The organism is Streptosporangium heterodermiicola (genome assembly GCF_051390675.1).
Taxonomy (GTDB): domain Bacteria; phylum Actinomycetota; class Actinomycetes; order Streptosporangiales; family Streptosporangiaceae; genus Streptosporangium.
The window spans coordinates 201,058-219,802 of the sequence record NZ_JBPJSR010000010.1 but is presented as its reverse complement, the minus strand read 5'-3'; the positions used below and the strand labels follow the sequence as shown (position 1 = coordinate 219,802).

Annotated in this window: 17 protein-coding genes; 7 read left to right on the top strand and 10 right to left on the bottom strand. The window is 71.3% G+C overall.

What is annotated here, in order from left to right:
- Positions 1–2: 2 nt before the first annotated feature.
- Together ACSC1Q_RS22835 and ACSC1Q_RS22830 are read left to right on the top strand one after the other, a co-directional pair.
- Positions 3–1,379 carry an FAD-dependent oxidoreductase gene (locus tag ACSC1Q_RS22835; protein WP_436760736.1) on the top strand — a complete coding sequence of 459 codons (1,377 nt, stop codon included), beginning with the start codon at positions 3–5 and terminating at the stop codon, positions 1,377–1,379.
- Positions 1,373–2,077 carry a DUF6875 domain-containing protein gene (locus ACSC1Q_RS22830; protein ID WP_436760735.1) on the top strand — a complete coding sequence of 235 codons (705 nt, stop codon included), beginning with the start codon at positions 1,373–1,375 and terminating at the stop codon, positions 2,075–2,077. Before ACSC1Q_RS22835 ends, ACSC1Q_RS22830 begins: the two co-directional genes overlap by 7 nt.
- A gap of 149 nt (positions 2,078–2,226) precedes the next feature.
- On the opposite strand, the gene ACSC1Q_RS22825 is transcribed toward ACSC1Q_RS22830, so the two are convergent.
- From ACSC1Q_RS22825 to ACSC1Q_RS22810, 4 genes are all read right to left on the bottom strand, one after another.
- Positions 2,227–3,684 (bottom strand): glycoside hydrolase family 3 protein, encoded by a 1,458-nt coding sequence (locus tag ACSC1Q_RS22825; protein WP_436760734.1) that lies wholly within the window; start codon positions 3,682–3,684, stop codon positions 2,227–2,229.
- 123 nt (positions 3,685–3,807) lie between these two features.
- A complete protein-coding gene (locus ACSC1Q_RS22820; RefSeq protein ID WP_436760733.1) occupies positions 3,808–4,716 on the bottom strand; it encodes a carbohydrate ABC transporter permease in 909 nt (302 codons plus the stop codon).
- The gene (locus tag ACSC1Q_RS22815; RefSeq protein ID WP_436760732.1) at positions 4,713–5,726 is read right to left on the bottom strand and encodes a carbohydrate ABC transporter permease; all 1,014 of its coding nucleotides are present in this window, start codon (positions 5,724–5,726) and stop codon (positions 4,713–4,715) included. The genes ACSC1Q_RS22820 and ACSC1Q_RS22815 overlap by 4 nt, the downstream gene beginning before the upstream one ends.
- A gap of 2 nt (positions 5,727–5,728) precedes the next feature.
- Entirely contained in the window at positions 5,729–7,063 is a 1,335-nt protein-coding gene (locus tag ACSC1Q_RS22810) for an extracellular solute-binding protein (protein WP_436760731.1), read from the bottom strand.
- Between the two features lie 205 nt (positions 7,064–7,268).
- On the opposite strand from ACSC1Q_RS22810, the gene ACSC1Q_RS22805 reads away from it, so the two are divergent.
- Positions 7,269–8,486, top strand: a complete 1,218-nt coding sequence (locus tag ACSC1Q_RS22805) for an ROK family transcriptional regulator (RefSeq protein WP_436760730.1) — start codon at positions 7,269–7,271, stop codon at positions 8,484–8,486.
- Between the two features lie 101 nt (positions 8,487–8,587).
- On the opposite strand, the gene ACSC1Q_RS22800 is transcribed toward ACSC1Q_RS22805, so the two are convergent.
- On the bottom strand, positions 8,588–9,496 hold the full coding sequence (locus ACSC1Q_RS22800) for a helix-turn-helix domain-containing protein (RefSeq protein WP_436760729.1): 909 nt from the start codon (positions 9,494–9,496) through the stop codon (positions 8,588–8,590).
- Positions 9,497–9,810: 314 nt separating this feature from the next.
- Here ACSC1Q_RS22800 and ACSC1Q_RS22795 point away from each other — a divergent pair, with 314 nt between their 5' ends.
- Positions 9,811–10,455 carry a M15 family metallopeptidase gene (locus ACSC1Q_RS22795; protein WP_436760728.1) on the top strand — a complete coding sequence of 215 codons (645 nt, stop codon included), beginning with the start codon at positions 9,811–9,813 and terminating at the stop codon, positions 10,453–10,455.
- On the opposite strand, the gene ACSC1Q_RS22790 is transcribed toward ACSC1Q_RS22795, so the two are convergent.
- Both ACSC1Q_RS22790 and ACSC1Q_RS22785 read right to left on the bottom strand, forming a co-directional pair.
- Positions 10,355–10,735 (bottom strand): DUF4291 family protein, encoded by a 381-nt coding sequence (locus tag ACSC1Q_RS22790; RefSeq protein WP_436760727.1) that lies wholly within the window; start codon positions 10,733–10,735, stop codon positions 10,355–10,357. The genes ACSC1Q_RS22795 and ACSC1Q_RS22790 overlap by 101 nt on opposite strands.
- A 123-nt stretch (positions 10,736–10,858) precedes the next feature.
- The gene (locus ACSC1Q_RS22785) at positions 10,859–11,824 is read right to left on the bottom strand and encodes a helix-turn-helix domain-containing protein (RefSeq protein ID WP_436760726.1); all 966 of its coding nucleotides are present in this window, start codon (positions 11,822–11,824) and stop codon (positions 10,859–10,861) included.
- A 70-nt stretch (positions 11,825–11,894) separates the two neighbouring features.
- Here ACSC1Q_RS22785 and ACSC1Q_RS22780 point away from each other — a divergent pair, with 70 nt between their 5' ends.
- Positions 11,895–12,218: a cupin domain-containing protein gene (locus tag ACSC1Q_RS22780; protein ID WP_436760725.1), complete on the top strand. Its 324-nt coding sequence runs from the start codon at positions 11,895–11,897 to the stop codon at positions 12,216–12,218.
- A 224-nt stretch (positions 12,219–12,442) separates the two neighbouring features.
- On the opposite strand, the gene ACSC1Q_RS22775 is transcribed toward ACSC1Q_RS22780, so the two are convergent.
- Positions 12,443–13,888 carry an MATE family efflux transporter gene (locus tag ACSC1Q_RS22775; protein ID WP_436760724.1) on the bottom strand — a complete coding sequence of 482 codons (1,446 nt, stop codon included), beginning with the start codon at positions 13,886–13,888 and terminating at the stop codon, positions 12,443–12,445.
- Positions 13,889–14,420: 532 nt separating this feature from the next.
- Positions 14,421–14,861 (bottom strand): MarR family winged helix-turn-helix transcriptional regulator, encoded by a 441-nt coding sequence (locus tag ACSC1Q_RS22770; protein ID WP_436760723.1) that lies wholly within the window; start codon positions 14,859–14,861, stop codon positions 14,421–14,423.
- A 496-nt stretch (positions 14,862–15,357) separates the two neighbouring features.
- Between ACSC1Q_RS22770 and ACSC1Q_RS22765 the strand changes: the two genes are divergently transcribed.
- The gene (locus ACSC1Q_RS22765; RefSeq protein WP_436760722.1) at positions 15,358–16,203 is read left to right on the top strand and encodes an SDR family oxidoreductase; all 846 of its coding nucleotides are present in this window, start codon (positions 15,358–15,360) and stop codon (positions 16,201–16,203) included.
- A 58-nt stretch (positions 16,204–16,261) separates the two neighbouring features.
- The gene (locus ACSC1Q_RS22760) at positions 16,262–16,750 is read left to right on the top strand and encodes a MarR family winged helix-turn-helix transcriptional regulator (protein ID WP_436760721.1); all 489 of its coding nucleotides are present in this window, start codon (positions 16,262–16,264) and stop codon (positions 16,748–16,750) included.
- Positions 16,751–16,817: 67 nt separating this feature from the next.
- Here ACSC1Q_RS22760 and ACSC1Q_RS22755 read toward each other — a convergent pair whose 3' ends face one another.
- Positions 16,818–18,692, bottom strand: a complete 1,875-nt coding sequence (locus tag ACSC1Q_RS22755) for a N,N-dimethylformamidase beta subunit family domain-containing protein (RefSeq protein WP_436760720.1) — start codon at positions 18,690–18,692, stop codon at positions 16,818–16,820.
- Positions 18,693–18,745 lie beyond the last annotated feature (53 nt).

Genomic DNA, 18,745 nt, shown 5'->3' with positions numbered 1-18,745 from the left:
CCATGAAGATCACTGTCATCGGAGCGGGTCCCGCGGGCACCCTCCTCGCCTGCTACCTGGCCGGGCGCGGCTTCCGGGTGGAGGTCTACGAGCGGCGGGCCGATCCCCGGCTGCTCGACGAGGACGAGAGCAGGTCGATCAACCTCGGCCTGTCCGCCAGGGGCATCGCGGCGCTCACCGACATCGGCCTGATGGACACCCTGTGGCCGCTCACCGTCCCGATGCGCGGCCGGGCCATCCACCTGCCCGGCGGCGCGGTGCCGTTCCAGCCCTACGGCGCCCACGAGGGGGAGATCCTCCACTCGGTCCTGCGCCGCGACCTGATCACCACGCTCGTCGACCACGCCGAGACCCAGCCGGGGGTGACCTTCCACTTCCGGCACCGGCTGGTCGGCCTGGACCGCGAGACGGCCGCCGCGCGCCTCGTCCACGAGGAGACCGGGGCGGCGAGCACCGTCGAGGGCGACGCGGTGATCGGCGCGGACGGCGCGTTCTCGCAGGTACGGGCGCACATGCACCACGGGCTGCGGGCCGAGCACCACCAGGAGATCCTGGAGTGGGGCTACAAGGAACTCACCATCCCCGCCGCCGACGACGGATCGGCCAGGACCAGGCTGGAGGCCCTGCACGTCTGGCCCGGCGAGGACGCCCTCATCGTCGCCCACCCCAACCGCGACAACTCGCTCACCGGCACGCTCTTCCTGCCCGTCGAACGGTTCGGCGAGATCACCGACCCCGAGGAGTTCCTCGGCGAACGCTTCCCGGACACGCTCGGCCTCATGCCCCACCTGGCGAAGGAGTACGCCGAGCACCCGGTTGGGCACCTGGTGTCGGTCCGCACCTCGCCCTGGCACCACCGGGACCGGGTGGCGCTCATCGGCGACGCCTGCCACGCCGTCTACCCCTTCTACGGCCAGGGCATGAACTCGGCCCTTGAGGACTGCGCGGTCCTCGACCGCTGCGTGGGCGACCACCCCGGAGACCTCGGGGCCGCCTTCGCCGAGTACCAGCGGCTGCGCAAACCGCACACCGACGTGCTCGACGAGCTGTCCAAGCAGAACTTCGTGGAACTGCGCGACCGGCTCCGCTCCCCGCTGCACCTGCTGCGCAAGAAGGCGGACCTGCTGCTCGCCCGGACACTTCCCGGCCGGTGGGTCCCGCTCTACACGATGATCTCCCACACCACCGTCCCCTACGCGGACGCGCTCGCCCGCGCCCGGCGGCAGGACACGCTCCTGCGCGGGGCGGGGGCGGCCGTGGCCGTCGCCGGGCTGCTCGCCGCCGCTCCGTCCGTCGCACGTCTCGCACGTCTCGTACGCCTCACGCGCTTCGCACGCCTCGCACAGCGAAACACCCGGAAGGGCGAACCACCATGCTGACCGATCCCGCGGACCCCTCTCGCATCCTCCTGGAGACCGCCGATCTGGCCGGTGACCACGATCTGGTCCTGCGCTACCGCACCCCGCTCAGGGAGATCGTCACCTGGGCACGAGAGTATCTCTGCCGCCCCCACGAGGAACTGGGCAGGAAGGGGCCCGTCTGCCCGTACGCCCAGACCGCGCTGGACCGCGGCACCTTCTACCTGGCGGTCAGCCCCGGGCGGCCCGGCGGGCCCGAGGCCGCCGAGATCCTCGCCGGCTACCGCGACTGGTTCCCGAGGCTGCCCGCCACGCTGGGAGTGTCCGCGCAGTACCGGACGATCCTGGTGCTCTTCCCCGACCTGCCGGAGGCCGAGGCCGCCGCGGTGATCGACCACGCCCAGGAGGCGCTCAAGTCGCGCTACGTCTCGGAGGGGCTGATGATCGGGGAGTTCTACCCGGGCCCGCCGCCCAAGGCGGGGTTGTGGAACCCCTCCTTCCTGCCGCTGGGCAGCCCGGTCCCGCTGCTGGCGATCCGCCACATGGTCGCCACCGACTTCCCGTTCCTGCGTGACGACCCCGCGCAGGTCGCGGCGTATCTGGAACGTTTCGGCGACCGCCCGCCGGCCGCGCTCAGGGCGGAGATCCAGGCCGTCGCCGACCGCTACGGCCTGGTGCCCGCGACCACGTCCTGCGCCCCGTTCCTGACGGCGTCCTGACCCTTTCCACCGAGAGGGAAGACGGACACGGCCCGCCCCCGCGAGAACCGCGGGGGCGGGCCGTGTCGTCGCCGGGCCTTCCGTCCCGTCACCCGGCCGCGGCAGGAGCGGCCGGGTGACGGGACGTACCGGCGGGGGGGCCGGTTCCGTCAGACGCCGAGGAGCTCGGCGGCGGCCTGGGCGTTGGCGCGGGCGGCGCCGTAGGTGGCCAGGTAGGTGACGCCCTCCGGGCGCCAGATCGGCAGGCCCATCTCGACCACCGTGGCGTCGGGACGGGCGGCCAGCAGCGCGGAGACCACCGACTGGCTGGCCTCGTAGCGGTGCGCGTCCTTGACGACGACGATCAGGGACCGGCCCGAGGCGCGCTCCAGGATGTCCGCCACGTCGGCCGCCTCCGGCTTGACCCGCAGCACCTCCGCCTGCGGCAGCAGCAGCGGCGTGAAGCCCCACGGCACGTCGCCGACCGCGATGGTCGGCGGGGTGTCCACCTCGACCACCAGCGGGTCGACCAGGGGGGACGCCGAGCCGGTGAGGCTGACCGCGCGGCGGGCGGCGGTGAGGCCGATCACGTCCCGCTCGGCCTCGCCGGTGCGGGGCGTGCCGAACCAGGCGCGCAGCGCGGCGGCCCGCTCGGCCGCCGCCTCCAGGCGGGCCGCGGGGAGCCGTCCGTCGTGGACGGCCGCGACGATCTCGTCCACGATGCGGCGGACGTCGTCCTCGGTGGGGATCGGGCCGAGGCAGAGCAGGTCGGCCCCGGCGGCGAGGGAGAGCACCGAGCCTCCGGCGAGGCCGTGGGCGGCGGTGACGGCCTTCATGTCGAGGGCGTCGGTGATGACCACACCCTCGTACCCCATCTCGCCGCGGAGCAGGCCGGTCAGGGCGGCGGGGGAGAGCGTCGCGGGGAGCGCGCCGGTGACGGCGGGCACGCGGACGTGCGCGGTCATGATGGACTTGGTCCCGGCCTCGATCGCGGCGCGGAAGGGCACCAGCTCGCGCTCGCGCAGCAGCTCCACGGAGGCGTCGACGAGCGGGACCTCCAGGTGGGAGTCCTGCCGGGTCGCGCCGTGGCCGGGGAAGTGCTTGACGCAGGCGGCCACTCCCGCCGACTGCAGGCCGTGCACCGCGGCGACGGTGTGCCGGGCGACGAGCGCGCTCTCCGCCCCGAACGAGCGGGTGCCGATCACCGGGTTGTCGGCGGCGGTGTTGACGTCGGCCGACGGGGCCATGTCGAGGTTGACGCCGCAGCGGGCCAGGTCGTCGCCGATGGACCGGTAGACCCGCCGGGTGAGCTCGGCGTCGTCCACGGCGCCGAGGGCGGCGTTGCCGGGGTACGGGCTGCCGACGTGGTAGGCGAGCCGGGTGACGTCACCTCCCTCCTCGTCCAGCGATATGACCGGATCGGCGGCCTCGCGCAGGCGGGAGGTGAGAGCGGACAGCTGCGCGGCGTCGGCGACGTTGAAACCGAAGAGCGTGACGCCGCCGAGACCGTTCTCCAGCTCCCGCAGGACCCACTCGGGTGCCTCGGTGCCCTGGAACGCGGCGAGCAGCGTGCCGGCCGCGAGACGACGCAGCCCCTGATCGCCGCGATCCGCGATGAACTCAGACATGGCGGTAGGTATTCCTTACCTGAGATGTAGGGGGGTGTCGGACATGGAAGTAAACCGGGAAAACAGAACAGGGCTGGTACGGCCCGCGCCTTGTGGGTGCGTGCCGTACCAGCACCAATGGGATCAGCCCTTGACGGCACCCGCGACGAGGCCGGAGACCATCCGCCGCTGCACCAGAAGGAAGAAGATGATGACCGGGATGGTCATCAAGGTGGAGGCGGCCATGATTCCGCCCCAGTCGACCGACCGCTGGCTGACGAAGTAGCGCAACGCCACGGGCATGGTGTAGCTGCCCTGGTCGCCGATGAGCGTCAGCGCGAACACGAACTCGTTCCACGCGGTGATGAACGAGAAGATGCTCGTCGCCACCAGCCCGGGGGCCACCAGCGGGAACAGCACCTTCCAGAAGGTGGCGAACCGGCTGGCGCCGTCGATCCAGGCGGCCTCCTCCAGCTCCTTGGGCACCGCCGCGACGAAGGTGCGCAGCATCCAGATGGCGAACGGCAGCGTCATCGCGACGTTCACCACGATGAGGCCGAGCAGCTGGTCGTACAGCCCGGCCCGCCTCACCATCAGGAACAGCGGGATGAGCAGCGCCTCGCCGGGGACCATCTGCACGATGAGCAGCAGGATCAGGAACGAGGTGCGCCCGCGGAACCGGAAGCGGGCCACCGCGGTCGCCGCCAGCAGGGAGAACACCGCGCCGATGAGCACGGTGCCGACGGCCACGATGGCGCTGTTGAGCAGGTAGCGCCAGATGGAGTGGCCGGCGACGCCCTCGGTGAAGACCCGCTTCACGTGTTCGAGCGTGAAATCGGTGGGGAACGGGATGAAGTCCGTCGTGAAGATCTGCTCGCTGCTCTTGAAGGCCGTGGTCACCATCCAGTAGACGGGGAACACCGCGAACAGGAACACCACGACGGCCGCGGTGTTCAGGCCGATCCTGCCGAGCCGCTTGCGCCTCTTGAGTTTGCCCTGCGTCCCGTACGCGGGCCGCTCACGCCGGGGTGCCCGCGTGTCGTAGGTGGTCATCGCACGTCCTCCGTCTTCACGATCTGGCGGACGTAGAAGAAGGTGATGACGAGCAGGATCAGCGTCAGCACCACCGCGATGGCCGCGCCCATGCCCATCTTGGGCGGCGCGCTGAAGGCCTGGGTGAAGGCGAACAGCGACAGGTTGAACGCCTCCCGGTTGGACGTGCCGCCCGCCAGCACGAACAGCTGGGTGAAGACCTTGAAGTCCCAGATCACCGAGAGCACCGTCAGCACCGCGAAGACCGGCTTCAGCAGCGGGAAGGTGATCCGCCAGAAGATCCGCCACGCGGAGGCGCCGTCCACCCTGGCCGCCTCGTACAGCTCCTGGGAGATGCTCTTCAGCCCGGCGAGCACCGAGACCGCGATGAACGGGAACGATGCCCAGACCACCGCGATGATCAGCACGATGTAGATGGTGAACGCGTCGTTGAGCCACGGCTCGCCGGTCCAGTCGGAGCGGCCGAACAGCAGGGAGGAGAACCAGTCGGGCAGCGCGTTCAGCGCCCAGTTGATGACGCCGGACTCCGCGTCGAACAGCCAGCGCCAGATGATGGCGGTGGCGATCTGCGGGGTGGCCCAGGCGGCCATGATGCCGACGATCAGGAAGGTCGACATCTTCTTGCCCAGCTTGTGCAGGAGCAGGCCGACCAGCGTGCCGAGGACCAGGGTGCAGGCCACCGTGACGACGGCGAAGACGACGGTGTTGCGGAGCGACGTCCAGAACAGCTCGGACTCGACGAGCTTCCGGTAGTTCTCCAGGCCGACGGACTCGGCCGGCACTCCCCGGATCTGCCGCAGTCCCACGTTCTGGAAGGACATGACGACCATCTGGTACAGCGGGTAGAGCAGCAGGCCGGCGATGACGAGCAGGCCTGGGACGAGCAGCGCGTAGGGGACAACCCAGGCGGGCAGCCCGCTGGACCTGCGCGGGGGCGTGGCGCCTCGGTGCCCCCGCGCCGGGACGGAGGGGGTGCCCCCGTCCCGGGCGATGGTTGAGGTGTTCGCCATGGTTACTGGTTCAGGATCTCTTCGAGTTCCTTGTTGGCGTCGGCCAGCGCGGTGTCGACGTCCTTCTTACCCTCGATGACCGAGCGGGCCGCGCTCTGCAGGACCGCCTTGGTGTCGTTCGCCTCGGCCCAGTTGGTGTCGTTCGGGAAGCCCTTGGCGACCTTGAAGGTCTCGGCGAACGGCGCCTGCACCGGGTCGGAGGCGTACTCGGTCAGAGCCTCCGGGTAGAGCGGGAGCAGGCCGCCCTCCTTGGCGTAGCGGGTGCCGAACTCCTTGCCGGCGGCGAGCTTGACGTACTCGGCGGACAGCTCGACGTTCTTGGTGTCCTTCCAGATGGCGATGTCGTTGCCGCCCTGGAAGGCCGGGGCCGGGCCGCTGCCGTCCTTGGCCGGGAGCGAGAAGAAGGCCATCTTCGCGTCGTCGACCTTGCCGCCGCTCTGCTCCTTGATGGTGGTGATGTCCCAGCCGCCGGTCACGTACATGCCGACCTTGCCGTTGGCGAAGCGGGTCGCGATGTCCACCGAGTTCTGGGTGAGGGCGGACTTGCGCGAGACGCCGTGCTTGGTCACCAGGTCGGTGTAGTACTGGAAGCCCTCCTTGAAGCCGGGCTCCGTCAGCTTGCCGGTCCACTTGCCGCCCTCGAAGGCGGCGAAGTCGCCACCGGCCGACCAGACGAACGGCGAGAGCGACATGTTGGCGTCGGAGCCGCCGTTGAAGGCGAAGCCGTCGACGTCCTTGCCCTTCTCGGCGACGATCTTCTTGCCCGCCGCGACGAGGTCCTCCCAGGTCTTGGGCACCTCGATCTTCAGGTCCTCGAACCAGTCCTTGCGGTAGAGGACGGCGCGGGTGCCGCCACCCCACGGGGCGGCGTAGATCTTGCCGTCGACCGTCTCGTAGCCCCACAGGTTCTGCGGGATCTGCTGGAAGTCGGGCGTGGCCTTGACGACGTCGGTGATGTCGGTCAGCGCCTCCTGCGCGACCCAGGCGGCCACCTGGTCGTTGCCGAACTCGGTGACGTCGGGGCCCTCGCCGCCGGCGAGCGCCGCGGTCCACTTGGCCTGCGCGTCGGGCCAGGGCACCCACTGGAGCTTGACGTCGGCGCCGGTGGTCTCCTTGAACTTGGCGTTCAGGTCGGCCATCAGCTTGTCCTGCTTCTCGTCCGGAGCGCCGAGGCGCCAGACGGTCAGCGTCTGACCTGCGAACTTGGGACCGGACGCGGCGGGAGCCGACGCCTGGTCGTTGGCGGCCGGTGCCGGCTCGCTGCTTCCACACGCGGCGAGCCCCAGGGCGAGGGCGGCGGTGGTTGCCGTCGTGGTGGCGATTCTCGCGAACTTCACTGGAGTTCTCCCTTTCAGGCTTTCGCCAGGGTTTGCGCTCTGTTATTGCCGGGGTCCCCCGCGACCCTCTGCACTCACTGGGAGCGGTCGGAACTACCGCAACCCGCGGTTCCGATCGCTTGCCTGCGGGCTGACTAGGGTTAAACTAACAAGAAACTTTCTTAAAAGAAACGATCGTTAGCGGATCGTGACGGGGAGGACGACCTTGCCCACACGCCCGGGGACCCCCCGGCTGCTGCGCCAGCTCAACGACCGCGCGGCGCTGGAACTCCTGCTGTCCAGCGGCCCTCTCACCCGGGCTGAGCTGGGAGAATATACCGGGCTCTCCAAGGTGACCGCCGGTCAGCTGCTCTCCAGGCTGGAGGAGCGCGACCTCGTCACGGTGGTCGGGGAGCAGGCGGGCGGGCGCGGACCCAACGCCGCGCTCTACGGGGTGGTGCCCTCCTGTGCGTACGTGGTCGGACTTGACGTGCTGCCTGACAGGATCAGCGCGGGAGTCGCCGACATCACCGGCACCCTCGTCGCCGAGGTCTCCGCGGATCCCAGCGGGCACGACGACCCGGTACGGCTGGTGCGGAGTGCGGTCAGCCAGGCGTGCGAGTCGGCGGGCATCGGCGTCGACCGGCTGCGCGCCTTCGTGATCGGCACCCGGGGCGTCGTCGACCCCTGCACCGGTGACGTGCGCTTCTCCTTCGACCTGCCCTCCTGGCACAACGGCGTGCTCGCCGAGCTCCGCCGCGACCTCGGCGTCCCGGTGACGATAGAGAACGACGTGAACCTGGCCGCGCTGGCCGAGCGCGCGTACGGGGCCGCGGTGGGCGTCGACGACTTCGTGCTCGTCTGGGCGGGGGTCGGGCAGGGGCTCGGCGTCATGCTGGGCGGGCGGCTGCACCGCGGCTTCACCGGCGGCGCGGGCGAGATCGGCTGGCTCCCCGTGCCCGGCGAGCCGCTCCCCACCGACGTGAGCGAGCCCCAGTCGGGCTCGTTCCAGCGCCTGGTCGGCGGCGACGCCGTGACCGGGCTCGCGAACGCCCACGGCATCGGCATCGGCCCCGTCCCCGGGGCCTCGGGGGCCTCCGGAGGCGACTCCGACGCCGATGCCGTGGGGGATGTGGGGAGCTACGTCCGTACGGCCGTCGCGGAGGGCGCCGAGGCGTTCCTGGACGAGCTGGCCGGGCGGCTGGCCGTCGGCGTCGCCGCCGTCGCGGTGGTCCTGGACCCCGGACTGATCGTGCTCAGCGGCGACGTCGGCAGGGCCGGGGGAGACGCGCTCGCCGCCAGGGTGCAGGACGCGGTGGCCCGGTTCTGCCCCAGCCAGCCCAGGGTCGTGGTCTCCCGGGTCAAGGGCAACCCCGTACTGCGCGGCGCCCTGGTGTCGGCACTGCAGCAGGCCAGGGAGCAGGTGTTCTCGGACACGATCTGACCTCGTCCTCCGTCCTCTGTCCTCTGTCCTCCGAGATCGCGTCCGGCGGCCGGGGACGCCGGTCGCCCGTGGGAGCGGGTGCGCGGTGGAGGAAGTTGGGGTCAGCGGTGGGCGCGCAGCGCGGCGAGCAGCCACTGGAAGGCCGGCACCGCCTCCGGGGCCGGTGGCAGGCCCCGGAGGAGGTTCAGCAGCTGCCAGTACCGTTCCACCCGGGGCTCGGCGACCAGCTCCAGCCAGTCCGTCAGTGAGGAGATCTCCTCGGGGGGAAGCTCCACGGGGACGATCCGGTCCAGAACCACTCTCGCGCCGGGCGACTCCGGTGGGATTCCCTTCCCGAGGGCGCCGGCCGCGTGCTCAAGGACCAGGGGCCGGAGGTCGAGCCCGAACTCAAGGCGACTGTCCTGCTCCCCGCTCAGGACCATCTGCCGTACCGTCCGCTTGAAGCTCTCGTCGGCGACCAGCTCGGCCAGCTCCACCCAGGCGTCCACCTGTTCGGACGTCGGTTCCTCGGGAAGCTCGGAGGGGATGTCGCGCATCCATTCCGCGACGAGGGTGGCGTCCTCGTCGACGACGTCGGCGAACACGCCGCCGACGAACTCGTCGATGATCTGCCGGCGTTCCCGCGCCGACAGCCGGGCCAGTGCGTGCATCAAGATGATCTCCTCGGTGGTGCTGTCACGTGTGGCGAGGACGTGCAGGACGGCACGCCGTATCCGCAAGGCGCGGATCTCCGCGTCGAGCGCCTTGACGTGTGTCTCCGCCAGTTCCCGCAGCGGAGCCCGTTCTTCCAGGATCCGCTGGATGGCGTCGAGACCGAGCCCGAGCTCGCGAAGGGTCCTGACCAGGTCCAGCCGTGCGACCGCCTCCGCGTCGTAGAGCCGGTATCCCCCGCTCGACCTGCCGGCCGGGGGGACGACGCCGCTGTCGGACCAGAAGCGGATCGTGCGCGCCCGCAGCCCGGTGCGCCGGGCCAGCTGCCCGATCGTGTAGAGATCCGTCGCGTCGCTCATGGCTCGAATCTGCACCTTCCACCCACTGGAACCTCAAGCGGTACGCCCGAATTCTCGCCATGGAACGGTCGTTCGGGCACGGCCGTTCGGGCGTCGTCTCCGTCACCGGCGCCTTCTCGGGCGCCTCGTCCTCGTGCATCCCGTTTTCCCGTACTTTGTTCTGGTGCGCCCGGTCCGTGGTCCGACGAGGCCGGGACGCGTGCTGATGTCCCGCGGGGCGAGGCCGGTGCCGGACAGGCGTACCGCGATCGGGTCTTCCCGGAGACGGTCCGGTGAGGTCTGCGCACTGTGGCGCTTGGGGAAGAATTGCCACCATGCCTGACATCGTTCTGATCTCCGATGCCCGAGTCGCCGCGATCCCCGTCGAGGAGTCGGGGGAGCCGCTGGTCGACGTCCGGGGGCGGCTGCGGACGGACGAGCGGCTCGCCGACCCCGAGGGGGCCTTCGCCCATCTCAGGCTCGGGCTGCTGACCAGGCTGGAGGAGGCGCAGGCGCAGCTTCCCGGGGGATACCGGCTGCTGGTCGTGGAGGGGTACCGGCCACTGGCGACGCAGAAGGAGATCTTCGACGGATACTCGGCGGAGCTCCGGGCGCTGTATCCCGACATGTCGCCCGCGGAGCTGCGGGCCGCGGCGAGCCGCTACGTGTCGCCCGTCGAGATCGCCCCGCACACGGCGGGAGCGGCGGTCGACCTGACCCTGGCCGCCGACGACGGGACCGAGCTCGACATGGGTACCCGGCTCAACGCCACCCCCGAGGAGAGCGACGGCGCCTGCTACACCAACACCCCCGGCCTGTCCCCGGAGGCCCGCCACCACCGCAAGCTCCTCGGCGTCGCCCTGGAGGCGGCCGGACTGGTCAACTACCCCACCGAATGGTGGCACTGGTCCTACGGCGACCGCTACTGGGCCCTGACCACCGGCGCCCCAGCCGCCCTCTACGGTCCTCGCGCTCTCTGATCTCCCCGTACGACACCGCGGGCCAGCGGTGCGGCCCTTCTTGACTACTTCTGATCTCGATGGCCAGGACGGTCTCCTGCCCCTCCTCGGTGCCCCAGCCGCAGCGGTACGTCATCCACAGGAACGATGGTTTGATCCACGTCATCCGGTCTCGCTTCCAGGCGGCCGGGAAGCGGCCATGATGAGCGGCGGGGAGACCGATCTCCGGAGCGTAAGCCTGGTAGACGGTGATCGTGGACGCGCTGTGGACCGCCCGGATCCCGTGCTTCGGTTCTTCCATGGCGGACAGGATGAGCCCGGCCGTATGGGAAAAGCCATTGATTTACCAACCGTTCGCCGGACGTGAGCGGCGGGACGTCGTACATCGGCAAGTACGGCATCGACCTGCTTCGGCGAGTTCGTATCACGGGGGAGAGGGCTCGCCGCCGCGGAAGGCGCGGCGGTAGGCGGTGGGGGTGGTGCGCAGGGCGCGGTGGAAACGGCGGCGGAGGTTGGTGGCCGAGGAGAGGCCGACCCTGGCGGCGATCGCCTCGACGGGCAGGTCGGTCTCCTCCAGCAGGGCCTGGGCGGCGGCGATCCGCTTGCCGAGCAGCCACTGACCGGGACTGACACCGAGCTGTCCGGCGAACCGGCGGGCGAGGGTGCGCACGGAGAGCCCGGCCCGGGAGGCGAGGTCGTCGGCCGAAAGGGGTTCGTGGAGTCGTTCGGTCACCCAGTCGAGCACGGGGGCCAGGGAGCCGGGCGGGTGGTCTGCGGGAGGGGGCGCGGCGTACTGGAGCTGCCCGCCCTCGCGGTGCGGCGGCATGACCATGTGCCGGGCGACCTGCGCGGCGTAGGCGGCGCCCTGGTCGGCACGGACCAGGTGCAGGCACAGGTCGATCCCGGCGGCCGTGCCGGCGCTGGTGGCGACGTCGCCGTGGTCGACGTACAGGGTGTCGGGATCGACCCGGACGTAGGGGAAGCGTGCCGCCAGTTCGGCGGCCATCCGCCAGTGCGTGGTGGCCCGGCGGTGGTCGAGCAGCCCGGCCTGGGCCAGCAGGAAGGTGCCGGAGCAGATCGCGACGATCCGGGTCCCGCGCCGATGGGCCAGCCGCAGCGCGCGCACGACGGCGGGCGAGGCGGGCGTGTCCGGTCGCTGCCAGCCGGGGATCACGACCGTGTCCGCCGCGTCGAGCGCCGTCAGGCCCGCGGTCACCGCCATGTCGTAACCGGCCAAGGTGGGCGTCCGGCCCGGGTGCTCGGCGCAGACCTCGAACTCGTAGCGGACGGGCAGGCCGGGACGGCGCACGCCGAAGACCTCGGCGGCGCACGCGAGCTCGAAGGTGGACTGCGGCGGGAGGACCAGGGCGACGACGCGGTGAACGGCCATGGCAGAAAAGTACCGGAGGATGTCATTCCGGACACTGGGCGGCTTGGCCGTATCCGGCCACGATGGGCTCATGAACGAGGAACACGACGGCGTACAGATCCTGAACGTCGATGAGGTCGAACCCGTTGAGGTCGTCCCCGGCATCGTCCGGCGGGGGTTGCCCGCCACCGATTTGGCCCGTGGCTGGGTCTACGACTTCGCACCGGGCACCGAATGGCCGGAGGTCGACGTGCACGAGGGGGAGGAGCGCTACTACGTCGTGTCCGGCGAGTTCGTCGACAGGGGGCACCGGCTCGGGCCGGGCAGCTACGTGGTGTTCGCCCCGGGCAGCACCCACCGCCCGCGCACGGAGACCGGGGCGCGCATGCTCGGGATCAGCATCCCCCGGCGTTAGGTGAACCGACCTGGGGCAGCCGTGCGGACGCCTGTTCGCCGGTCCGCTCACGGGTCCAGGCCGGCCTCGCCGTCGGGGGGAGCCCGGTCGTCCGACGCCAGGCGATCACATGGGTCTCGGCCACGACGCCGGCGGGTCCTCGGGAGAGGAACACCGCCGCACCGCGCCACGGGCGTGCGGAGAGGCCGCCCGGCGGGGACCGGGCGGCGTCTCCGAACAGCGGATCAGGCCTCGGCCTGTTCGAACATCTCCTCGGCGCGTTCCGGGCTGCCCTCGGCGAGGCCCCGGTCGATCGCGCGACGGGACGCGAGCCACGTCACGACACCGACGAGGAGCACGATGCCCTCGGTGACGGTCAGCGCCCAGATGATGCCGGCCAGCCCGAACCAGAGGTCGCCGAGAAGCACGATCGGGATGAACAGGACGCCGTGTGCCACCGACATCACGATCGCCGCCACCGACCGTCCCGCCGCCTGGAACAGCGACGTGATGAGGCCCGTGAACCCGTTCACGATCATCGCCACGAGCTGCGCCGTGAGGACCGTGACGCCGATCGCGAGGACCGAGCGATCGGCCGAGAACGCGGAGAACACCTGCTCGCGGAACACGAACACCGTCGTCGAGAAGATCAGGACGATGCCGCCCACGGTGATCGCGGACGCGCGCAGCGCCGATGTGAGACGGCTGCGGTCACCCTTGCCGTACGAGTAGGCGAGGAGTGGCAGCACGCCGATCGTGACGCCCATCACCAGGAACTCCGGCACCTGCGCGATGCGGACCGCGACGCCCATGGCCGCGAGCGCGCCGTCACCGTAGGCGACCGCGAGGTTGTTGAGCACCAGCGTGGTGACGATCATGAAAGAGGACTGGAACAGCTCGCCGACGCCCACGCCGAAGACGGGCTTCAAGACGGCGGGCGAGAGCGTGAACCAGCGCGGCGCGAGGCTCACGTGCTCGCTGTTCCGCCGCAGCCAGACGGCGAAGTAGGCGACGATGCCGAGGTTCGAGAGGCCCATCGCCAGCGCCGCGCCGGCGACGCCCCAGTGCAGCACGAGGATGAACAGGACGTCGAACGCGACGTTCGCGACCGCGGACGCGATGATCCCGATCATCACCTGGCGCGCGGCGCCCTCCGCCCGTACGAGCTGTTCGAGACAGAACGCCGCGGCGAGCACGGGGACGAAGGCGAGCATGACGGCGACGTAGGCGCTCGTCGCGGGTACGGCGGCGGCGTCCGCGCCGAGCAACGACACGAGCGGGCGCAGCAGAAGCAGCCCGGCACCGCCGAACAGGACTCCGGCGATCACCGAGCCCCAGACGGCGAACGACGAGACGTGCTTGATCTCACCGGCCCTCGCGGGCTCGTGCTCCGCCGCGCCGAGCAGCCGCGAGATCAGCGTGCCGCCGCCGACGCCGAACACGCCGCCGACCGCCATGACCAGGCCGAGCACCGGCGTGCCGAACGTGATCGCGGCGAGCAGCGCGGTGTCGTGGAGCGAGCCGACGAAACCGGCGTTGACGAGGTTGTAGACGGCGCCGACGATCATCGCGGCGGCCATCGGCACGCAGAGGTGCACGAGGGCGCGGACGATCGGCGCGGTCGAGAGGTACCAGCGGTTGGTGCCGATGACGTCGGTCTTCGCGGGGGATTCGGGGTTCGTGGTGCTCATGGCTGTTCCTCTTCCGGGCAGGTCCGGGTTTTCCGGGCAGGTTCGAGCGCGCGCCGGCGAACGCCGACACGGCGGGGTGATGTTCTGGACGCGCGGCCGGGCCGCGTTCGGGGGCCGCAGGAGTACGGCGGAAACGGGCTGGAAACGGGCCGTGGGCTGCGTCAGGTGCTGGTCAGCGTCGGGTGCCGGTCAGCGCGGCGTGCGGCGCGGTCCGTCGTGCCGCGGGGAATCGCGGTCGTGCGCGGATGCGGGCGCCGACCGCTGGAAAGGAGGCGTCGAGCCGTGGGTCGCGGGGTGACGTGGCCGACGATGTCTTCGGAGGTGATTCGGCCCCGTGAGCGAGGGGGATCGAGTGAGCGGCGCGGCGATGGCCGCCCGGGGCTGATCGGGCCGGAGCCGTTGCGGTCACCGGCCGCCGGGGCCGGTGCTGATGATCCTTGCGGGAGTGTGCAGGGGCTCCTCGCGGGCAGGGTCGAGCGCGCGTCGGTGGACGCGAGCGCGGTGAGGGGATGTCGCGGACGCGCGCTCGCGTCTACGACCGGGTCGGTTGCGGCAGCTCCGCGGTGATCTTCGTGAGCAGGGCGTGCAGGGTGGTCCGCTCGGCCTGGTCCAGGGGGGCGAGGATCGTCTCGTCGGCGGCGGCCATCGCGGTGTCGAACCCGGAGATGAGCTCGACGCCGGCCGGCGTCGCGTAGACGCGTTTACTGCGCTCGTTACCGCCCTCCGTGCGGCGCTCGACGAGGCCGCGGCGTTCGAGCCCCTGCATCAGGCTCGATACGCTCGCCGCGCTCGTGCGGGTCATCCGCGCGATGTCGCGCTGGATCGCGCCGGGGTTCTGGGCCAGGTAGCCGAGCGCGAAGCCCTGCTCGTGGCTGAGCTCGCGGTCCCGGATCCAGTCCTCGGCGGCCTTCCGCTGAGCCCACATGACCCAGCGGACCAGCCCGAGGGTGCTGGTGAGGTTCGGTGCTTCCATAATCAGGACTCTAACTGTTTGAATTCTAACTGTCAACGATCGAACTGATCGGCGTGCCGTCGCCCGTCGGTGTGGCCGAGGGTGTGCCGGTCGCCATCGGTTCACCGGCCGCCCCTTTCGGGTTCGTCCACCTCGCGCTCCGGTACGACCGGCGGGCCGGGAGGCCGTCCCGTATCTCCTGGGGTGGCGGCCTCGTGTCGCCGCACGGCCGTCTGTCCTGTCGTGGTGGCGTTCGGGCGTCGCCGTCCGGCACCCTGAAGCCAATTACTCCAATTTTTGGAGTAATTGGGGTATCGTGACGGAGGCGCCGCCACAGGTGATCGTCGGTGCGGGGGCCCGGTGATCGCCCGCGTGCCGCCAACGGCGGCGGCGCGCCGGGACGCGCTCGCCCAACCGCCTGACGGCCGCCGCCGGTGGAACGCCATGGAGGCCACCGGAGGCCACCGGAGGACGCCGGAAGACACGGCCGCATGACCACCGACCCCAAGGAGCACCGATGATTCTCGTGACCGGAGCGACAGGCAGCGTCGGACGGCACGTCCTCGCCGACCTGCTCGCCATGGGACACCGGGTTCGCGCGCTGTCCCGCGCTCCCGAACAGGCGTCCATCCCGCGGCAGGCCGAGATCGTCCAGGGCGATCTCGGCGAACCGGAAGGACTGCGCGAGGCGCTGCACGGGGTACGCGCCGTCTACCTGATGGCGATGGGCGACGCGCCGGTGCCGTTCGCCGAACTCGCCGAACGCAGCGGCGTACGGCGGATCGTCCTGCTGTCCACCAGCGACGTCCTCGACGACGTCGAGGACGCCGAGCGGCAACCGGACGCGGTGGCGCGGCTCCACGCCGGGTTCGAGCGGGCCGTGGCCCGGACCGGGATGCGATGGACGTTCCTGCGCCCCAACGAGTTCGCCGGCAACAGCCTGCACTGGGCGCCGCAGATCAAGGCCGGCGACATCGTGCGCGCCCCCTACCCGTCGGCGCGCACCGCGCCGATCCACGAGCGGGACATCGCCGCCGTCGCGGTGCGCGCTCTCACCGAGGACGGGCATCACGGGGCGAGGTATGTCCTGACCGGCCCTCAGGCCATCACGCACGCCGGCCAGCTCGCCGCGATCGGGGCGGCGATCGGACGCCCCCTGCGCATGGAGGGGATTCCCGCCCACGAGGCCCGCGAGCAGATGACCCGTTACGCGCCTCCCGCGATCGTCGACGCCGTCCTCGGCCAGCTCGCGGCGGCGGTCGAGCGGCCGTCCGTGCCGACCGACACCGTCCGGCGGGTCATCAGCCGGTCGCCATACACGTTCGCCGACTGGGCCCGCGAGCACGCCGCCGACTTCGGCTAGCCGTACCGCCCACACTGGCTACGCTGGCGCCGACTCACTTTCGACACGGGGGTTGGCGTTGTCAGGCGACACCAGACAGCAGATGGTCGACCGGCTCATGCTCGCCCTCACCGACCTGCAGAACGTCTCCGACCAGGTGGACCAGGCCATCAGCTCCGTTCTCGGCCTCAACCGCACCGACGCCCGCTGCCTGTCGTGCCTCATCATCCGGGGTCCGATGACGGCGGGCGATCTGGCGGCGGCGGCGGGTGTCGCCCCCACCGCGCTCACCTTCGCCGTCGGCCGGCTCGCACAGGCGGGTTACGTGGAACGGACGCGGGATCCCGCCGACCGCAGGCGCGTTCTCGTCACCGCCACCGGCAGGGCGACCCGGTTCGCCGAACGGATGTGGAGCCAGACCGTCACCGATTCCGAACAGCGCCTGTCGAGATACTCGACGCAGCAGCTGGAGCTCTTGACCGGTTTCGTCGACGAACAGATCGAACTGCAGAAGCGGCAGGTGCTGCGCATCCGCGACGGTTCGGGCACAAGCCAGGAGGACCATTAGGGCGGAGGGCGGCGCCGCCGCGAACCGCGATCACCCCCGGCAGGGTGGCGGCCACTGTGGAAACGGGTCACGGCGCGGGCGCCGCCTTTCCCGGGAGAGCCGCTTCCTCGACGAAGGCCGCGTTCTCCAGGAAGTTCGCGCGCCGGAGCAGGGGGTGGTCGCGGGCGGTGCCGATCAGGGTGCCCGCGTGGCCGGTCAGCACGGTGCAGCCGCCCGCGTCGCACAGGTCGGTCCAGCCGGCCGGGGTCGCCACCGGCAGCCGCGTGCGGATCCGGCCGTCCGCGTCCGCCATGTACAGCCGGCCGTTCATCGCGGCCAGTGCCACGGCCCCGGCTCCGGCGGCGGCCTCGACCAGGCTCCAGGTGGAGGCCTCCGGGTCGAACAGCCACAGGCCGTCCGCGGCGGCGGCGAACAGCTCGCCGTTCACCATGCCCAGGCCGACCCCGCCGCGAGGCCCGTCGGCGAGGGTGGTCCAGCCGTGCTCGGGATCGCGGTAGACGAGCCGGTCGTCGGAGGTGAGGCCGTACAGGCCGATCGGGTGGACGGCGGTGGCCTCCCTGGGGGTGGCCAGGGCGACCAGCGCGGGGGCGGTGCCCGCGGGGCGCCAGCGCAGGTTCTGATCGGAGATCTCGCGGGTGAGCAGCGAGCCGTCCCGGGTGGCGCCGTACAGCAGGGAGTCGAACACGGTCAGCGCGCCGACCTCGTCCGCGCCGCCGATGGTCTCCCACCCGCCCGTACGCGCCGACAGCCGGTTCAGCACGTTGCGGGTGATCCGGTCCACGGCCGGGTCGTGCAGGGTGTTGCCCCAGTTCACGGTGGAGGCGGTGAAGACCGTCCCGGCGCCGAGGCCGAAGACGCCCATGGTGGCCATGCCACCCTGGCCGTACCGGTGCCAGTGCCGCAGGTCGGCGGTCGCCAGGATGACGAAGGACGGCGGGGTGCCGTCGCGCCCGGTGGCCACCGGCACGCCGTCCTCCTCGACGAAGTCGCAGGCGTCCGTCTCGTAGCCGATCGCGCCCTTGCCGAACGTGTCGCCCTCGCCCAGCTTGGTGTCCTCGAACACCCAGTGCTCGGGGAACCTGACGGTGTAGGACTCCTCGTGCATGAGCTGCATGTACGGGCCCCAGGTCCCGGCGCCGCGCCGGAAGCTGACCCCGGTCAGGCCGTTCTCCGGGCGGTTCACCGGCGCGCTGGACCACTCGACCGTGGTGAGGGCCGGGTCCACGGCGGCGATCGGGTCGGCGATCGCGTCGCGGTAGCAGACCATGGTGCGCCCGTCGTCCTCCAGCCGGAACTGCCACCAGCAGGTGTTGCCGGAGAAGACGGCCAGGTTGCCGCCCCGGCGGGCGAACTCCTCGACGCTGTCGCGCATCCCCGCCGACCAGTACTCGTCGTGGCCGCTCACCATGAGCAGCCGGTAGCCGGAGAGCAGCTCGCGCCCCGCGTGCAGGTCCAGGGCCGAGCAGTAGTCGACGTCGTACCCGGCGGGCCCCAGCCAGCGGATCATGCCCTCCTCCCAGCGCTCGGGCGGCGGCCCGCCGCCAGGCCGGTCGAAGGACACCCGCGAGGCCCGGGTCGGCTGCTCGCTCCAGTAGATGGACTCGCCGGGGATGCCCGCCCTGTTGTACGCCTGCCAGGTCGGGAACGGGATCGACAGCAGGATCGGCGAACGGGGACGGGCGGCCCGTACGACGAAGTAGACCTCGCTGCTCTCCTCGTCGGCGGTGAAGACCGCCCGGTAGAGGGAACTGCGCCAGCCGGTGGAGACGTCGAGCGTCCACACCGGGCCGGTGAACTCCCCGTCGAGCACGGCCAGGTCGGTGGCGACGTCCTCGACCAGCACCGAGCCGCGCAGCGGGGCGCGGGAGGCGCGGGCGAGGTGGAAGCGGAGCGCGCCGCCCTGGACGCAGGACGTCGACTCGGCGTAGGCGTGGACCGTCATCGGACACCTCCGGCGTGCGGTCCCCGGGCTCCGGCCGCGGGAAGGGCGCTCGA

Bases quoted from the DNA above. Each gene is read 5' to 3' on its own strand.
- ACSC1Q_RS22835 (WP_436760736.1), top strand. From the start codon at position 3: ATGAAGATCACTGTCATCGGAGCGGGTCCCGCGGGCACCCTCCTCGCC.
- ACSC1Q_RS22790 (WP_436760727.1), bottom strand. From the start codon at position 10,735: ATGGAAGAACCGAAGCACGGGATCCGGGCGGTCCACAGCGCGTCCACG.
- ACSC1Q_RS22795 (WP_436760728.1), top strand. From the start codon at position 9,811: ATGCCTGACATCGTTCTGATCTCCGATGCCCGAGTCGCCGCGATCCCC.
- ACSC1Q_RS22755 (WP_436760720.1), bottom strand. From the start codon at position 18,692: ATGACGGTCCACGCCTACGCCGAGTCGACGTCCTGCGTCCAGGGCGGC.
- ACSC1Q_RS22780 (WP_436760725.1), top strand. From the start codon at position 11,895: ATGAACGAGGAACACGACGGCGTACAGATCCTGAACGTCGATGAGGTC.
- ACSC1Q_RS22800 (WP_436760729.1), bottom strand. From the start codon at position 9,496: ATGAGCGACGCGACGGATCTCTACACGATCGGGCAGCTGGCCCGGCGC.
- ACSC1Q_RS22820 (WP_436760733.1), bottom strand. From the start codon at position 4,716: ATGACCACCTACGACACGCGGGCACCCCGGCGTGAGCGGCCCGCGTAC.
- ACSC1Q_RS22815 (WP_436760732.1), bottom strand. From the start codon at position 5,726: ATGGCGAACACCTCAACCATCGCCCGGGACGGGGGCACCCCCTCCGTC.
- ACSC1Q_RS22770 (WP_436760723.1), bottom strand. From the start codon at position 14,861: ATGGAAGCACCGAACCTCACCAGCACCCTCGGGCTGGTCCGCTGGGTC.
- ACSC1Q_RS22825 (WP_436760734.1), bottom strand. From the start codon at position 3,684: ATGTCTGAGTTCATCGCGGATCGCGGCGATCAGGGGCTGCGTCGTCTC.
- ACSC1Q_RS22765 (WP_436760722.1), top strand. From the start codon at position 15,358: ATGATTCTCGTGACCGGAGCGACAGGCAGCGTCGGACGGCACGTCCTC.
- ACSC1Q_RS22785 (WP_436760726.1), bottom strand. From the start codon at position 11,824: ATGGCCGTTCACCGCGTCGTCGCCCTGGTCCTCCCGCCGCAGTCCACC.
- ACSC1Q_RS22775 (WP_436760724.1), bottom strand. From the start codon at position 13,888: ATGAGCACCACGAACCCCGAATCCCCCGCGAAGACCGACGTCATCGGC.
- ACSC1Q_RS22830 (WP_436760735.1), top strand. From the start codon at position 1,373: ATGCTGACCGATCCCGCGGACCCCTCTCGCATCCTCCTGGAGACCGCC.